Genomic DNA, 15,736 nt, shown 5'->3' with positions numbered 1-15,736 from the left:
ATCTCCACAATGCCGTCCACCGACAGCGTGAAACGTAATCCTTCTGAGGGCATATGACCTCCCTTGATTCACTTACAGAACGCTGGTTGTCTACTGACCATGCAGCAGAGGATGCCAGTACAGCGTTACGCTCATATTCAGGTACGCTACCGCCCGGGTTCCCGGCATCCACCATCTCCCTCATAAAAGCGTAACTCCTTACTGACACTCATTTTTTACACGTACAAAAACAACATCCTGCACGAAGGCAGGATGTTGTTGACTCAGATTTATGCTTCCAGCGGTGCACGCCAGTCATCGGCACCAGAAGTACCGGATTTGATGTGCTCCCACTCAACCTTACGGTAGGCCAGTGATACTGCGAGCAATTGCGTAAACTCACGCTGTGCAGGGGCCTGGCAGTGCGGCATGTGCAGGTTCATGTCCACAATCGTCGCGTCAGTAAGACGTGTGGTGAAGTAGTGCTCCTGCTTGCCTTCAACAGATGTACGCCACCAGTGCAGCTCCACTTTCGGCAGCATTTCACCGGAGGCCAGCGCGTTGTACAGCAGCGGAACGGCTTTGTTCAGCGCCACGGTGAAAATGAACGGTTTGTGAGCACGCTGCCCGGAAGGCTGACCAGACTGCGGATCGGTTGGAACAGTAACGTTATGCAGAAACTCCTGCACCAGCATTTCATCTTCGTGTCCCTGCACGTAGATATTGCCGACAGAATCTGCGGTGAAAGCACCGGCAGTGATGTTCCCCTGGGTCTGACCTGTAATTGAAATGTAACACGGGGTTGGCATTTATGAACTCCTTGTGAAATTATCAACTGCTGTTTTACGAATAACCCGTCGTTAATCCCCGACAGGTTAAAGTGCGATGCGGCTCACATCAGGAACCACACCATTTTATTTATTCAAGTTGCAGGCACACGTAATTAGCACCTACCGAAAAACTCTTTTATGGGGTTTAAATATATTTTTAGTCAATTTCAGAACACGGTCACATAAGCTAAAAATATATCAACACCAACAGCATGATTATCCATAAAGTATCTTCCCCCCATAGAAAATTCACAAACTCGTCAAGAATTAATTATTACACCACTTACTTCTCCATCGTTCCAGCACCTAATTAAGACATTCCTTAAAGGAATTTCTTATGAAATATAAGTAGCAGTTAATCAATAAATAAAACCATACATAAAATTTATTAATCAAACAAACAAATGCATGTAAATCAATGTCTTATAATATTAAATTAATCATACCTTTATATTCATGAAGTCTATAAACACCAGGATTTATTTCTTTATCATGTATTACACATGAAGGATACCCTTCTTTCGAAAATATAAATAGTTCTTTTAATATTTTATTTCATGAGTAGAATAGCGATCACAACAGAAGAAAGGTCACATTATCTAACTGCCACTGAAACGGTATTGTCGGTATTTTTATGCAGTACGAACATGCTGTGCTCATGGCCTGAACGGGAACATTTTTATGAGCAAAATGAGCAACGATGGCGGCAGTGTCGCGCCGAAAGAAAGAATCAGCGTTCGATATACGCCAAAAGTTGATGGGATAGCTGCTGATATCGAATTGCCGCTGAATTTATTGATCACCGGCAATCTGAAAGGGAAACCAGATAACACGCCGTTGGATGAGCGAACTGCCATTGCGATCAACCGCTATAACCTCAACGCAGTCATTGCAGAAGCTGACATTGAACGGGAGTTTGTTGTTCCGGCTGAACTCAGTGACGCTCCCAATGAGCAAATGTACGTCAACCTGAAAGTCAAATCTATGAATGACCTTTCTCCTGACCATATCGCCAGCCAGGTACCAGAAATAAAACATCTACTCGAATTGCGTGAAGCACTGGTCGCACTTAAGTCTCCACTGGGCAATATTCCGGCATTCCGCGCACAACTTCAGGCGTTACTGGAAAATGAAGACACCCGTGAGCAGTTAATCCAGGAACTGGGCATCGCCGTTCAGAAATAATTTTCACAGAAGGATTTTCAGTATGTCAGTAAAGGAAGAAATTGCTCCCGTCAGCGCATCGCAAACCGCCGCGACCCCATCCCTGCTTGATGAAATCATGGCGCAGACCCGCGTCCAGCCTAAATCAGAAAGCTACGATATCACCCGCCAGGGCGTGAGCGCTTTTATTGCCGCCATGTTACAGGGCGACAGTAGCGCTGAACCTATCAATATCCTGGCTGTTGACTCCATGATTGCTGATATTGATGCCCGAACCGGCAGGCAGATGGACGCCATTATTCATGCCCCAGAGTTTCAGGAACTGGAATCCCTGCTGCGCTCGCTGAAACTGCTGGTTGAGCGGGCCGATACACGGGAAAACATCAAAGTCCATTTCCTGAATGTCACTCAGGAAGAACTGCTGGATGATTTCGAATTTGCACCTGAAATCACGCAGTCTGCGTATTACAAGCATGTATATTCAAGCGGTTACGGACAATTTGGCGGTGAGCCAGTAGCGGCAGTAATCGGCAACTTTGCCTTTAAGAACACCACGCCAGATATGAAACTGCTGAAATATATCAGCCAGGTCAGCGCGATGGCGCACAGCCCGTTCCTGTCGTCAGTATCATCAGAATTTTTCGGTCTGGACTCATGGACAGAGTTACCGGGGATCAAAGAACCGGGTGCCATCTTTGAAGGCCCGGCCTATTCCCGCTGGCGCGCCCTGCGTGAATCGGAAGATTCTCGTTACCTGGGCCTGACCGCCCCCCGGTTCCTGCTGCGCCACCCTTACTCGCCGGATGAGAACCCTGTCAAAACTTTCCGTTACCATGAAGACGTCAGCCTGAGTCACGAGTCTTATTTGTGGGGGAACACCTCGTTTTTACTGGCTGCCAACCTGGCGGAAAGTTTTGCTAAATATCGCTGGTGTCCCAATATCATTGGCCCTTCCAGCGGCGGCGCAGTCAAAGACCTGCCAGTGCATCTGTATGAATCCATGGGGCAAATGCTGGCAAAAATTCCGACTGAAGTGTTGGTAACTGACCGGAGAGAGTATGAACTGGCGGAAGAAGGCTTTATCACACTGACCATGCGTAAAGGGTCTGATAATGCGTGCTTTTTCTCGGCCAACTCGGTGCAGAAGCCCAAAACATTCCCCAAAACCCCCGAAGGCAAAACTGCGGAAACCAACTATAAACTCGGCACTCAGCTGCCATACTTGTTTGTTATCAGTAGGTTAGCGCATTACATCAAGGTAATTCAGCGCGAACAGCTTGGCTCATGGAAAGAACGTAGTGACCTGGAGCGCGAGCTGAACACCTGGATTCGCCAGTATGTGGCCGACCAGGAGAATCCGCCTGCCGAAGTCCGCAGCCACCGGCCATTGCGTCAGGCGAAGATCGAGGTACTGGATGTGGATGGTGAGCCGGGCTGGTACCAGGTCGCGATTTCTGTCAGACCGCATTTTAAATACATGGGTGCCAGTTTCGACCTGAGCCTGGTCGGACGACTGGATAAGGAATAATCCGATGCAAAGACGGGATTCTGGACCAACCGGCAGTCTTTTTGAACGTATCCGTGAGGCGGCAAACCCGCCTTCATACCAGAATCCAAAAGAAGCACTGATACGTTCCATCAGACGTAACCTGCGACAGGTCCTGAATACCCGCTCCGGCAGTTGTTATGGCTCACCAGTGCTGGGGATCGGCGATCTGGATAATATGGCCTCCGTCTCCATGAATCTCAGGGATACAACTGCGCAGAAAATCAGGCACTGCATTCTGCGTTATGAACCCCGTATCGCTGAAGTCACTGTTATCGTCGTCGCACAGGATGAAAGTGCACCGTTAGAGCTGCGTTTTCGAATTGTAGCTTGTGTTGATTTCAGCGAGGCCAGGGATGTACTTGAGTTTGACATCGTGCTGGACAGCCACCAGCAGTACCGAGTGGAGTAAACGTCATGCCCTTTGAGGAACGCTATTACCGCGAAGAGCTGGATTATCTGCGCCAGCTTGGCAAACTGCTGGCGCAGGAAAAACCTCATCTGGCCCATTTTCTGGCCGAGAAAGAGGGCGATCCGGATGTGGAACGCCTGCTGGAAGCCTTTGCTTTTATGTCCGGCAGCCTGCGCCAGAAACTCGAGGATGAATTTCCCGAATTCACCCATGGGCTGATCCGTATGCTGTGGGCCAACTATTTACGCCCGGTTCCGGCCATGACGGTTATTGCCTATGAACCCAAAGCCAGTCAGTTAAAAGTTCCTGTTCAGGTCTGTCGTAATGAGCTGATAAGTTCAGATACAACACGGACAACCGTTTCGGGCCGGAAACCCCTGCCTGACGGCAAAGATAAATCTGAGTTACTCCCAGCCTGTCATTTCACGCTGGCGCGCGATATCTGGCTGCAACCACTGCGCATTCTCGACACCCGCAACGCCAGCAGCCTGAAAGAAGGCATCATCGATATCAGTTTCGCCGCTGATAACAATGTCGCCCCCGCCATGCTTGACCTGAACAAAATCGCGTTCTGGCTGGGTAATGAAGACGATTATACCCGACACCAGCTTTATCTGTGGTTTTGCGAATGCCTGATGGATGCGGAACTGATTGCCGGAGAGTACCGCCTGCCGCTGCCGGATCTGTGGCTGGAAGCTGCTGGTTTTGACAACCAGGATGCCCTGCTACCGTGGCCGAAAAATGTCCACAGCGGCTATCGGGTACTCCAGGAGTATTTCTGCTATCCCGAAGCCTTCTTCTTTTTTCATCTGCGCGATGTCGCGCCGCTACCGGACGATTTCCCGGTCAGCGCATTTACGCTACGCCTGCACTTTAACCGCCCGTTACCTGCCGACATCAAACTACGCCAAGACTCGCTGCGTCTGCACTGTACGCCCGCAATTAACCTATTTACCCACTATGCAGAACCCGTCAGACCAGATGGACGAATGGCGGAATATCCGCTGCGTGCCAGCCATAAGCATCCCGACGCTTATGACATTTTTCAGATAAGCACCGTCACCAGTAAAGTCAAAGTTTCAGGTACTGACTCCAGCCCTGGCAGCCAGGCGCGTATCTGGCCCGAATTTGAAAGTTTCCAGCACCAGATGGAGTACAGCCGCCAGCGGGAAGTCGTCTACTGGCATCACCGGACTAAAACATCCCTGTTTCACCGCGGGCTTGAACATAGTGTCGCCTTTGTCCATGCGGACGGCAGCATTCCGGACAGCTCACGGTTTAATGATGATGTGATCACCACGTCATTAATTTGTACCAACCGTATGATCCCTGCCCGGCTGCATACCGGCGATATCTGCGTGGCCGTCAACAAAAACCCGGCGGTGGCCTCATTTCATAATGTCATACGCCCGACGCAGCCGCTCTGGCCGGTCACGGACGGCGACATGCACTGGTCGCTGATTTCCGCGATGAACCTGAACTATCTCTCCCTGCTGGACAGGGAGACACTGATCCAGATCCTGCGAACCTTCGACCTGCCGGGTGCTCATCATCCACAGCGGGCCAGGTTGTCCCGCCAGAAACTGGATGCCATAGAAAAACTCGAAACCAAACCTGTTGACAGGCTGTTTAAAGGCGTTCCTATTCGCGGTCTGGCGACCACACTGTGGATACGCCCCGATCCGTTTATCTGCGAAGGTGAAATTTATCTTCTGGGTACCGTGCTATCGCACTTTTTTGCTCTCTACGCCAGCATCAATTCGTACCACTGTCTAAAAATCATCAACACGGAAAGTCAGGAGGCCTGGGAATGGCGGGAGAAAATGGGCCAGCACGCCCTGATATAGCGGCAAAACCGCCGTTACCGGCGGATGTGCGCAACTGCAATTTCTATGTGCTGATGGAGGCGCTATACCGTCGGTATAGCGCGTCGGGCAAGGACATTTCCCTGCGTACCGAACCTGCTCGGGAGATCGTGCGTTTCAGCTCTGACGCCAGTATCGGTTTTCCTGGTACGGATCTGAGTGCGCTTTCCCGTAGTCAGAACGGACAGTATGTACTGCAAACCCGGTTCCTTGGTTTTTCCGGCAGCCAGTCGCCGCTACCTGGCTATTATCTGGATCAGATGGCGCAGGAATCCGCACAGAACGAAGACGGCCTGAAAGAATTCCTCGATCTGTTCAGCCACCGCTGGACGCAGTTTGCCTACCATGCCTGGCGCAAATACCGCTACTACATCTGCTTTCGTAATGGCGGCACTGACACCTTTTCACAGCGCATGTACGCGCTGGTCGGGTTGGGTAATCAGAGCGTGCGTGACAGGCTTGCCATTAACCACAGCAAAATGCTGGCTTACGCCGGAATTCTGGCAACACCAGGCCGCGCGCCGGAGGTTATCTGTAATCTGGTGTCACACTGTTTTGATTTGCCGGATGTCACCATTGAACGCTGGCAACTGCGTAAAGTCACCATTGATCCGGCACACCAGAACCGGCTGGGTGTACGTAATCCGAAAGGAAAAACGGCTGGACATATTCCGGGACGCTCCATACTTGGCGTTAATTTTACCCTCGGCGCACGGGTGCCGGATCGCAGCGGAAAATTTCTGTTGCAGATTGGCGGCCTGTCGCGGGAGCGTTATCTCTCATTTTTACCCGATGGCGAAAATCATCTGCCGCTGACCATGTTCCTTTCCTTTATTCTGCGCGACCAGTTTGCCTGGGATTTACGGCTGTGCCTGGCTCCACTGCAGGCTAAAGGGATGCGCCTTGGCGATCCGGCCAGCTCCCGCCTCGGCAGAACCAGCTTTATTGGTCAGCCGAAAGTACCGCCCGCCATCACAATCCGAATCAGGGAATAATTCTATGGAATCACTTATGGCTGAGGAAAAACAGCAATCCCGCCAGGCATCACTGACTTTACAGGTGATGAATAGCAATGAACTGGAAAGCGGACGCGCCGCAAAATGCCTGTTCAGCGAAAACGGCGGTGATATTGGTCATACGCCGGAATGTCACTGGCAGGTACAGGATCGGGCGGGAAGCATTGCTGCGCGTGCCTGTACCGTTATCCGGCACGACGGAGCCTATTGCCTGCGGTGCCTGACTCCGGGACTGATGATTAATCTGGCCCCGGTTTCTTCCGATGCGCTCATCCGCCTGCGCCAGGGCGATGAGATCCAGCTCGGCGCACTGGCGATGAAAGCGTTTCTGCATGACGGCGCGGCGATCACCTACGACGAGCGGATGGCAACCCCGGAAACAATTGTGATGAACCGCGACAGTCTGGCGGACACCCTGCTGACCACCGAGGGACAACCGGCGTATCCGGGAATGCCGTTCCAGCATCAGCTTGCCCCCACGGTGGCGCACGGTTTTTCCAGCGATCCTCTCCATGCACTTCAGACGGAAAGCCTGATGGTGGCAGATGATCCGATCGCCCCACGCGTTTCCCGGCCCATTACCCCCGCCTCCGATCTGACAGGAGCAAACGGGATCAATACACCTTTTATGGATCTGCCGCCCGGCAATGCCCGTCATGAGGACGGCGATGAATTTTCTGCCATGGCGCAGTACCACCTGGCCGTGACCCCGCTGCTGCGCGGTATGGAGTGTCCGCTGACGCTGCACGATTCTCAGGATGCAGATGAGTTTCTCGAAGAGGCCGGACGGGCGTTACAGGCCGCCATTAAGGGATTGCTGAGCCTGCAACAACAACAGAACAGCCTGTCGGATAAACACCTGCGTCCACTGGAAGACAACCCGTTGCGCCTTGATATGGACTATGCCACCGCGCTAAACGTCATGTTCGCCGAGGGTAAAAGTCCGGTACATCTCGCAGCACCTGCGGCCATCGGCGAAAGCCTGCGCAACATCCGGCATCATGAAGAGGCTAACCGGGCGGCGATTGTGGAAGCGTTGCATGTCATGTTGGAGGCATTCTCGCCGGGCAACCTGATGCGCCGCTTTGCGCAATACCGCCGCAGCCATGAACTGCGCCAGAAAATGGACGATGCCTGGGCATGGCAGATGTACAGCAACTATTACGATGAGCTGGCCTCCAGCCGACAGCAGGGATTTGAAATGCTGTTCAATGAAGTTTATGCCCAAGTCTATGACCGGGTGCTGCGAGAAAAACAGCGGGAGCCGGAAGCATGAATGGCAAAGCGTTTCTGGCCTGCGTTCTGATGAGCGTTGTGTTAACTGGCTGTGAAACAGCGAAAAAAATCAGCCAGGTGATCCGTAATCCGGATATCCAGGTCGGAAAGTTAATGGATCAGTCAACCGAGCTGACCATCACGCTGCTGACCGAGCCGGACAGCAACCTGACGGCGGACGGCGAAGCTGCGCCGGTGGATGTCCAACTGGTTTATCTGAGCGACGACTCCAAATTCCAGGCCGCCGACTACGACCAGGTTGCCACAACTGCGCTGCCCGACGTGCTAGGGAAAAACTATATCGATCACCAGGACTTCAACCTGTTGCCGGATACCGTAAAAACACTGCCGCCGATCAAGCTGGATGAGAAAACCGGTTATATCGGTGTCATTGCCTATTTTTCAGACGATCAGGTCACAGAATGGAAACAAATTGAGCCGGTAGAAAGTATCGGCCACCACTATCGCCTGCTGGTACATATCCGCGCCAGTGCGATTGAGATGAAAAAAGAGGAAAACTGACGATGGCAACAATGAAAAACAAGGTGATCTGGCAGGAAGGGCTGTTTGCCCTGCCGCAGCATTTTCAGCAACAGCAGCGTCACTGCGAGTACCTGCTGACCCGTCGTCTGGATGCACAGGGTGATTTTTTCTGGGGCTTTACGGAACTCTCCATCAATACCGAACTGCTTGCTCAGGGCAAAATTATGATTGACCGTGCGGCAGGCTGTATGCCTGACGGCACAGTATTCAGTATTCCCGACCAGGATCTGCTGCCAGAACCTTTCCAGCCGGGCCCCCTGTCATCGAAAGAGAGCCACTATATTTATCTGGCGCTGCCTGTAATCAGCGACGTGATCAATGAAATCAAGGGGTTGCACAGCGCGGGACAGGGAACGGAACGTTATCGCCTCACCCATGCCCACGTCCGTGATTTTCACACCGACGAAGGCGACGAACAGCCGGTCGGTCTGGGGCAGTTGATCCCCCGAATTGTCAGCGGCGCAGACGATCTCAGCGCGATGGTGACGATTCCCCTGTGCCGTATCCTCAATAAAAATGCCACCGGTGCCCTGGTGCTGGACAACACCTTTATTCCCACCATTCAGGCCGTCCGTGTCAGTGGGTTACTCGGGGCATTCTCCGGCGAGGTGCAGGGGCTACTTGCCACCCGCGCCGCCGACCTGGCCGGGCGCATCGGTTCGCCTGAACAGAGCGGGATCGCCGATGTGGCCGAATTTATGATGTTGCAGATGCTTAACCGCTCTCAAATGCAGTTCACGCACCGTTCACAACTGCACACGCTGCATCCGGAAGCCTTCTACCGGGATCTGGTGGGGCTGCTGGGAGAACTAATGACCTTTACGGAAGGTAATCGCCTGCCCTGCACCGTGGAGCCGTATAATCACCGGGATCTTACCGCGACCTTCACCAAAACCGTGATCCCGGAACTGCGACGTGCGCTCAATACCGTACTGGTGCCGCGAGCGCAGAATCTTCCGCTGTTCTTTTCTGAGGGGACCTGGATCGCCACCATCAGCGATCCCACACTGTTGCAGTCCTGCAAGCTGGTACTGGCAGTGCGCGCCAGGATGCCCTACGACCAGGTACAACGCCAGTTCATCCAGCAGTCGAAAGTGGCTGCTACCGACAAAATCCGCAGCGTGGTCAGCGTGCAGGTGCCGGGTATTCCGCTGCACACGCTTACCGCTGCGCCGCGTCAGTTGCCCTGGCATGAAGGTTATGTTTACTTCGAACTGGAAAAAGGCACCCCAGCCTGGCAGGACGTGATAAAAGCGGGCGCGCTGGCGCTGCATATCTCCGGCACCTTTCCCGATCTGAACCTTCAGCTCTGGGCGATAAGGGGATAAGTGAATGAGCGATATCAGCGATGTGAGTGAACCGTCAGTTTTTCCCATGGAGCCGGAGAGCGGAACTCCAGGACGCCAGTACCGTCTCGCCCTTCGCGGCAACAGCCTGAATCCAATGATTGACTCCGCCACACCATTACTCGGCATGGTAATGCGTCTGTCCACTATGAACAGTCAGGCCATGCCGGAACATCTGTTTGCCCAGGTGGTTACCGATGTCCAGGCCGTGGAGCAACTACTTCAGGAGCAGGGTTACGAGCCGGGCGTCATTGTTTCGTTCCGCTACATTCTCTGCACGTTTATTGACGAAGCGGCGCTGGGCAACGGCTGGTCCAACAAAAACGAATGGATCAAACAGTCGCTGCTGGTTCATTTTCATAACGAAGCCTGGGGTGGCGAGAAAGTGTTTATCTTGCTCGAACGCCTGATCCGCGAACCAGTACGTTACCAGGATCTGCTGGAGTTTTTATACATCTGCTTTTCACTCGGCTTTCGTGGGCGCTACAAGGTTGCCATTCAGCAACAGGATGAATTTGAACGGATCTACCAACGCCTGCACCATGCCCTGCGCAAACTGCGCGGCGACGCGCCATTTCCGCTGCTTCATCAGAATAACCAAGCACAGGGCGGGCGTTATCAGCTAATCCGGCGGCTAACCATCAGGCATGTGCTGTGCGGCGGCCTTGTCGTGCTGGCCGTATTTTATCTGTTTTATCTGCTGCGTCTGGACAGCCAGACGCAGGATATTCTGCATCAGCTCAATAAATTACTCCGATAAGGACATCTTATGATCCAGATTGATTTAGCCACACTGGTAAAGCGGCTTAACCCCTTTGCAAAACAGGCGCTGGAAATGGCTGCCTCGGAGTGTATGAGCCAGCAGGCCAGTGAAATCACTGTTGCCCATGTACTGTTGCAGATGCTGGCTATCCCACGCAGCGATTTAAGGGTGATTGCCGAACGCGCAGGCATCAGCGCTGAGGATTTACGCCAGGCGCTGCCCGTGGAGAGTTACCCCGGCGGACGTTCCGCCGAAGGTTATCCCAGCTTCTCCCCTATGCTGGTCGAATGGCTCAAGGAGTCATGGCTGCTGGCCTCGGCCCAGATGCAGCACAGCGAACTGCGCGGCGGCGTCCTGCTGCTTGCCCTGTTGCATTCACCCCTGCGCTACATTTCCCCCGTCGCAGCCCGTCTGCTGACCGCCATAAACCGCGACCAGTTGCAGCAGGATTTCGCCGCATGGACCAGAGAGTCAGCCGAATCTGTGGCTCTGGCTGACGGGCAAGCGCCCCGTACAGCCGAAACCGGCGACAACCTGCTTGCCCGTTACGCCAAAAACATGACCGCAGACGCCCGTAACGGCAGGCTCGATCCGGTACTGTGTCGCGATCACGAAATCGACCTGATGATCGACATTCTCTGCCGCCGCCGTAAAAATAACCCGGTGGTGGTGGGTGAAGCAGGCGTGGGTAAAAGCGCGCTGATTGAAGGGCTGGCGCTGCGCATCGTGGCAGGCCTGGTGCCTGACAAGCTGAAAAACACCGATGTCATGACCCTTGACTTGGGCGCATTGCAGGCCGGGGCGTCGGTGAAGGGCGAATTCGAAAAACGCTTTAAGGGGCTGATGGCGGAGGTCATTTCCTCTCCGGTGCCGGTCATTCTGTTTATCGACGAAGCGCACACCCTGATTGGCGCGGGCAACCAGCAGGGCGGGCTGGATATCTCCAACCTGCTCAAACCGGCGCTGGCGCGCGGCGAGCTGAAAACCATCGCTGCTACCACCTGGAGCGAGTACAAAAAATACTTCGAGAAAGATGCCGCCCTGTCGCGCCGCTTCCAGTTGGTGAAGGTCAGCGAACCCAACGCCGCCGAAGCCACCATTATTCTGCGTGGTCTTTCGGCGGTCTATGAACAGTCTCACGGCGTGCTGATTGACGATGACGCCTTGCAGGCCGCCGCAACCCTGAGTGAGCGTTATCTCTCCGGGCGTCAGTTGCCGGACAAAGCAATTGATGTGCTGGATACCGCCTGCGCACGTGTGGCAATCAACCTTTCATCGCCACCGAAACAAATCTCGGCGCTGACCACCCTGAGCCACCAGCAGGAGGCGGAAATTCGCCAGCTTGAGCGCGAGCTTCGCATCGGTCTGCGTACCGACACATCGCGGATGACTGAGGTACTGGTGCAGTACGATGAAACGCTGACGGCGCTTGACGAACTGGAAGCCGCCTGGCATCAGCAACAGGCGCTGGTCCAGGAGATTATCGCGCTGCGCCAGCAGTTGCTGGGCGTGGCAGAGAACGATGCGGCAGCTTTGCCGAATGTGGATGCCGTAGTGGGTACGCCGCCAGAGTCAGAGCAGGATAATATCGGTACCGCACCAACTGATGAAGCCAGTAGCACACAGCCGGAAGAAAACGCTGAAACAGTTTCCCCGGTACAGCGGCTGGCTCAGCTTACTACCGAACTGGACGCCCTGCATAACGACCGGTTGCTGGTCTCCCCGCACGTCGATAAAAAACAGATTGCGGCGGTAATCGCCGAATGGACCGGCGTGCCGCTTAACCGCCTGTCACAGAATGAGATATCGGTCATCACCGACCTGCCAAAATGGCTGGGCGACACCATCAAAGGCCAGGACCTGGCGATTGCCAGCCTGCATAAACACCTGCTGACCGCACGCGCCGACCTGCGCCGTCCGGGACGCCCGCTGGGCGCATTCCTGCTGGCTGGCCCCAGCGGTGTGGGTAAAACGGAGACTGTCCTGCAACTGGCAGAGTTACTCTACGGCGGTCGCCAGTACCTCACCACCATCAATATGTCCGAGTTTCAGGAGAAACACACCGTCTCGCGGCTGATTGGCTCCCCTCCGGGCTATGTCGGCTATGGTGAAGGCGGCGTGCTGACTGAAGCCATCCGCCAGAAACCGTACTCGGTGGTGCTGCTCGATGAAGTGGAAAAAGCGCACCCGGACGTGCTCAACCTGTTCTATCAGGCATTTGATAAAGGCGAGATGGCGGACGGCGAGGGCCGCCTGATTGACTGTAAAAACATCGTCTTCTTCCTCACCTCCAACCTTGGCTACCAGGTGATTGTCGAACACGTCGGTAACCCGGAAACCATGCAGGAAGCCCTCTACCCGGTGCTGGCGGATTTCTTTAAACCTGCCCTGCTGGCGCGTATGGAAGTGGTGCCGTACCTGCCGCTGTCGAAAGAGACGCTCGCCACCATTATCGACGGAAAACTCACCCGCCTGGATAACGTGCTGCGCAGCCGCTTTGGTGCGAAAGTGATTATAGAACCGGAAGTGACGGACGAAATCATGAGCCGCGTCACCCGCGCGGAAAACGGCGCGAGGATGCTGGAATCGGTCATCGATGGCGACATGCTGCCGCCGCTCTCGCTGCTGCTGTTGCAGAAAATGGCGGCCAACACGGAGATTGCCCGCATCCGCCTGTCGGCGGCAGACGGCGCGTTCACGGCAGACGTGGAAGATGCTCAGGACGACGAGTCCGTCACAGAGGATGAAACGGTTTTATGAGCAGGTTGCGCGTTTTCCGGCAGACAGGATGGTTTATCGCGAGCCTGATGGCGGGCTTACCCGCCAGTGCCGCGCCCGCAGAAACATCATCAATGGCTGGTGTGGCGGTAGCTGCTGCTACAGCGACACCCTCGGATGCGGCAGCTACGTTACAGTCCATGCAGTCCTGTCGGCGGGAGCCTGCGGCGCTGGAGCGTCTCGACTGTTATGACCGCATTCTTTCGCCGGAACAGCCAGCCTTTGGTGGGGCTGCACTGGTGAAAGCCCGTTACCAGGGTGAAGCCTGGACTCGCGCCACAGAGCAGGAAAAACGCCGCCAGGGCAATACCACAGGGCTACTGGTGACGCAGGTGCCAGGAGAGCGCCCGACAGTGGTGATCACCACCCCGGCTATCGGTCATGTTCCGCCGCGCCCGGTGCTGATGTTCAGTTGCGTGGACAATATCACCCGGATGCAGGTGGCGCTGATGCACCCTCTGGATGTCCATGATATCGCCGTCACCCTGAATGCCGACAGCCGGGCATTCCGCAGCCACTGGTTTGTGCGTGAGAACGGTACCTTGTTGGAATCCAGCCGGGGGTTATCTGGCATTGATGAAATTAAGCAACTGTTCGGCGCAAAAACGCTGATGGTGGATACCGGCGCAGACAACGCCGCCGGAAAGCTGACCTTTAACATTGACGGGCTGGCAAGGGAGATTGCTCCCCTGCGCGATGCCTGCCACTGGGCGGGAGAATAAAAATATGGCAATGGACTTACGTAATCCCGATGTATGGCTTGCACAACTACTGGAAAACATACCGGAAGCTAAGCTATCCGCCGCGCTGGACGATGGCAATGCTGACTGGGAGTTTATCGACAGCGAAATCGTCAAGCTCGGCTCGCTGGCGCACAGCCAGCTTGATATCCCCGAGCTTCAGCGCCGGGGCCTGATGCTTCTGGCCTCAGAAACCAAAGATTTTCGCCTGCTGGCTCACCTGCTGCGTACCCTGCAACATGCCGGGGATATTCTGCTGGCCTCCAGAATTCTGGCTCAATATACAGAGCACTACTGGACATGTGCCGCACCGCAGAACATGACCCACAAAAAGCGCTTTGCCGCTCAGGTGATAAAACGCTTTGAGTCAACCGTTCAGGACTTTGCCGGGAATGCTGCGACAACACAGCGCGATGCTTTGCTGGGAGAACTGGCAAAACTGGCGCAGTGCTGGCAGGTGCACAACGCTCCTGAGCTGGCTAAGGCGACAGACGATTTATTTGCTCTGTTTCAGCGCACGTTTCGTGATGTAGCGCCTGAAATACCATCATCTGCACGAACCGCCGCCATTGCGCCGCAGGCCTCGACTGGATCTGTACCGGATATGTCACCGCACACGGTTGCCACTCAACCTCCTGTTGCAGCCACTCCAATCCCGCAGGTCACCGTTGACAGCCTCGACGATAAAGCATGGCGCGACACCCTGCTGAAGGTGGCCGCCATTCTCTGTGAGCGCCAGCCGGAGTCACCGCAGGGCTACCGCCTGCGCCGCCATGCACTGTGGCAGACCATCACAAGTACCCCGCAGGCCGAAAGCGACGGGCGAACCCCACTGGCAGCCTTCCCTGCCGATATGATGGATGACTATCTTGCGCGGCTGAACAATGCCGACATGGCGCTGTGGCAACAGGTGGAAAAAAGCCTGCTGCTGGCCCCGTACTGGCTGGACGGCCATTACCTCTCAGCACAGACCGCGCTGCGCCTCGGTTATAAACAGGTAGCGGAGGCTATCCGTGATGAAGTTACCGGTTTTCTGGCCCGACTGCCCGCACTGCTCAACCTGTTGTTTAACGACCGCACTCCGTTTGTTTCGGAACAAACGAAACAGTGGCTGGCATCATCCGGCTCAGCCAACCAGACCGCCCCGGTTGTACAGACCGATGAAGAATTACAGACGGCCAGGGCGTGCTTCGATGAAAACGGGCTTGAAGCCGCGCTGCGGTACCTGGAAAACCTGCCAGAAGGTGATCCCCGCAACCAGTTTCACCGCCAGTTTTTCGGCGCGCAGTTACTGGAAGAGGCCGGTATGGTTCAGCTTGCACAACAGCAGTACCGGATGCTCTTCAGAACAGGGTTGCAAATGATGCTGTCCGAATGGGAGCCGTCCCTGCTGGAAGCGCTGGAACAAAAATTCACGGCAGAACAGTAAAAGATAACAAGGAGTTACTGTGTTCAGATTTCCGACATCCCGACTGTTCA

Annotated in this window: 13 protein-coding genes and 1 pseudogene; 12 read left to right on the top strand and 2 right to left on the bottom strand. The window is 54.6% G+C overall.

The window, feature by feature from the left end:
- Together AACS80_RS23155 and AACS80_RS23150 are read right to left on the bottom strand one after the other, a co-directional pair.
- Positions 1-184, bottom strand: a pseudogene (locus tag AACS80_RS23155) (hypothetical protein); the annotation flags it as partial.
- An 85-nt stretch (positions 185-269) separates the two neighbouring features.
- A complete protein-coding gene (locus tag AACS80_RS23150) occupies positions 270-788 on the bottom strand; it encodes an Hcp family type VI secretion system effector (RefSeq protein WP_135409508.1) in 519 nt (172 codons plus the stop codon).
- A 702-nt stretch (positions 789-1,490) separates the two neighbouring features.
- On the opposite strand from AACS80_RS23150, the gene tssB reads away from it, so the two are divergent.
- Genes tssB through tssA form a run of 12 tightly spaced genes read left to right on the top strand, consistent with a single transcriptional unit; the run spans position 1,491 to position 15,686 of the window.
- The gene (gene tssB / locus AACS80_RS23145; protein WP_135409507.1) at positions 1,491-1,994 is read left to right on the top strand and encodes a type VI secretion system contractile sheath small subunit; all 504 of its coding nucleotides are present in this window, start codon (positions 1,491-1,493) and stop codon (positions 1,992-1,994) included.
- A 22-nt stretch (positions 1,995-2,016) separates the two neighbouring features.
- Positions 2,017-3,501 (top strand): type VI secretion system contractile sheath large subunit, encoded by a 1,485-nt coding sequence (gene tssC, locus AACS80_RS23140; RefSeq protein WP_135409506.1) that lies wholly within the window; start codon positions 2,017-2,019, stop codon positions 3,499-3,501.
- A 4-nt stretch (positions 3,502-3,505) separates the two neighbouring features.
- Positions 3,506-3,931: a type VI secretion system baseplate subunit TssE gene (tssE, locus tag AACS80_RS23135; RefSeq protein WP_135409505.1), complete on the top strand. Its 426-nt coding sequence runs from the start codon at positions 3,506-3,508 to the stop codon at positions 3,929-3,931.
- Positions 3,932-3,936: 5 nt separating this feature from the next.
- Positions 3,937-5,778: a type VI secretion system baseplate subunit TssF gene (tssF, locus tag AACS80_RS23130; RefSeq protein ID WP_135409504.1), complete on the top strand. Its 1,842-nt coding sequence runs from the start codon at positions 3,937-3,939 to the stop codon at positions 5,776-5,778.
- The gene (gene tssG, locus AACS80_RS23125) at positions 5,742-6,791 is read left to right on the top strand and encodes a type VI secretion system baseplate subunit TssG (RefSeq protein ID WP_135409503.1); all 1,050 of its coding nucleotides are present in this window, start codon (positions 5,742-5,744) and stop codon (positions 6,789-6,791) included. The genes tssF and tssG overlap by 37 nt, the downstream gene beginning before the upstream one ends.
- A 16-nt stretch (positions 6,792-6,807) precedes the next feature.
- Positions 6,808-8,088 (top strand): type VI secretion system-associated FHA domain protein TagH, encoded by a 1,281-nt coding sequence (tagH, locus tag AACS80_RS23120; protein WP_339374558.1) that lies wholly within the window; start codon positions 6,808-6,810, stop codon positions 8,086-8,088.
- Positions 8,085-8,609 (top strand): type VI secretion system lipoprotein TssJ, encoded by a 525-nt coding sequence (tssJ, locus tag AACS80_RS23115; protein WP_135409501.1) that lies wholly within the window; start codon positions 8,085-8,087, stop codon positions 8,607-8,609. Before tagH ends, tssJ begins: the two co-directional genes overlap by 4 nt.
- Before the next feature lie 2 nt (positions 8,610-8,611).
- Positions 8,612-9,958: a type VI secretion system baseplate subunit TssK gene (tssK, locus tag AACS80_RS23110; protein WP_135409500.1), complete on the top strand. Its 1,347-nt coding sequence runs from the start codon at positions 8,612-8,614 to the stop codon at positions 9,956-9,958.
- A gap of 46 nt (positions 9,959-10,004) precedes the next feature.
- The gene (gene icmH / locus AACS80_RS23105; protein ID WP_240727074.1) at positions 10,005-10,736 is read left to right on the top strand and encodes a type IVB secretion system protein IcmH/DotU; all 732 of its coding nucleotides are present in this window, start codon (positions 10,005-10,007) and stop codon (positions 10,734-10,736) included.
- A 9-nt stretch (positions 10,737-10,745) separates the two neighbouring features.
- Complete coding sequence (gene tssH, locus AACS80_RS23100) at positions 10,746-13,499, top strand: type VI secretion system ATPase TssH (RefSeq protein ID WP_135409499.1); 2,754 nt, start codon at positions 10,746-10,748, stop codon at positions 13,497-13,499.
- Positions 13,496-14,239: a type VI secretion system-associated protein VasI gene (gene vasI, locus AACS80_RS23095; RefSeq protein ID WP_135409498.1), complete on the top strand. Its 744-nt coding sequence runs from the start codon at positions 13,496-13,498 to the stop codon at positions 14,237-14,239. The genes tssH and vasI overlap by 4 nt, the downstream gene beginning before the upstream one ends.
- A gap of 4 nt (positions 14,240-14,243) precedes the next feature.
- A complete protein-coding gene (gene tssA / locus AACS80_RS23090) occupies positions 14,244-15,686 on the top strand; it encodes a type VI secretion system protein TssA (RefSeq protein WP_135409497.1) in 1,443 nt (480 codons plus the stop codon).
- The last annotated feature ends 50 nt before the right edge of the window (positions 15,687-15,736 follow it).

It is taken from the genome of Escherichia sp. E4385, from assembly GCF_963883145.1.
Classification (GTDB): Bacteria; Pseudomonadota; Gammaproteobacteria; order Enterobacterales; family Enterobacteriaceae; genus Escherichia.
The sequence above is the reverse complement of the archived record's forward strand: the minus strand, read 5'-3'. Positions and strand labels throughout refer to the sequence as shown.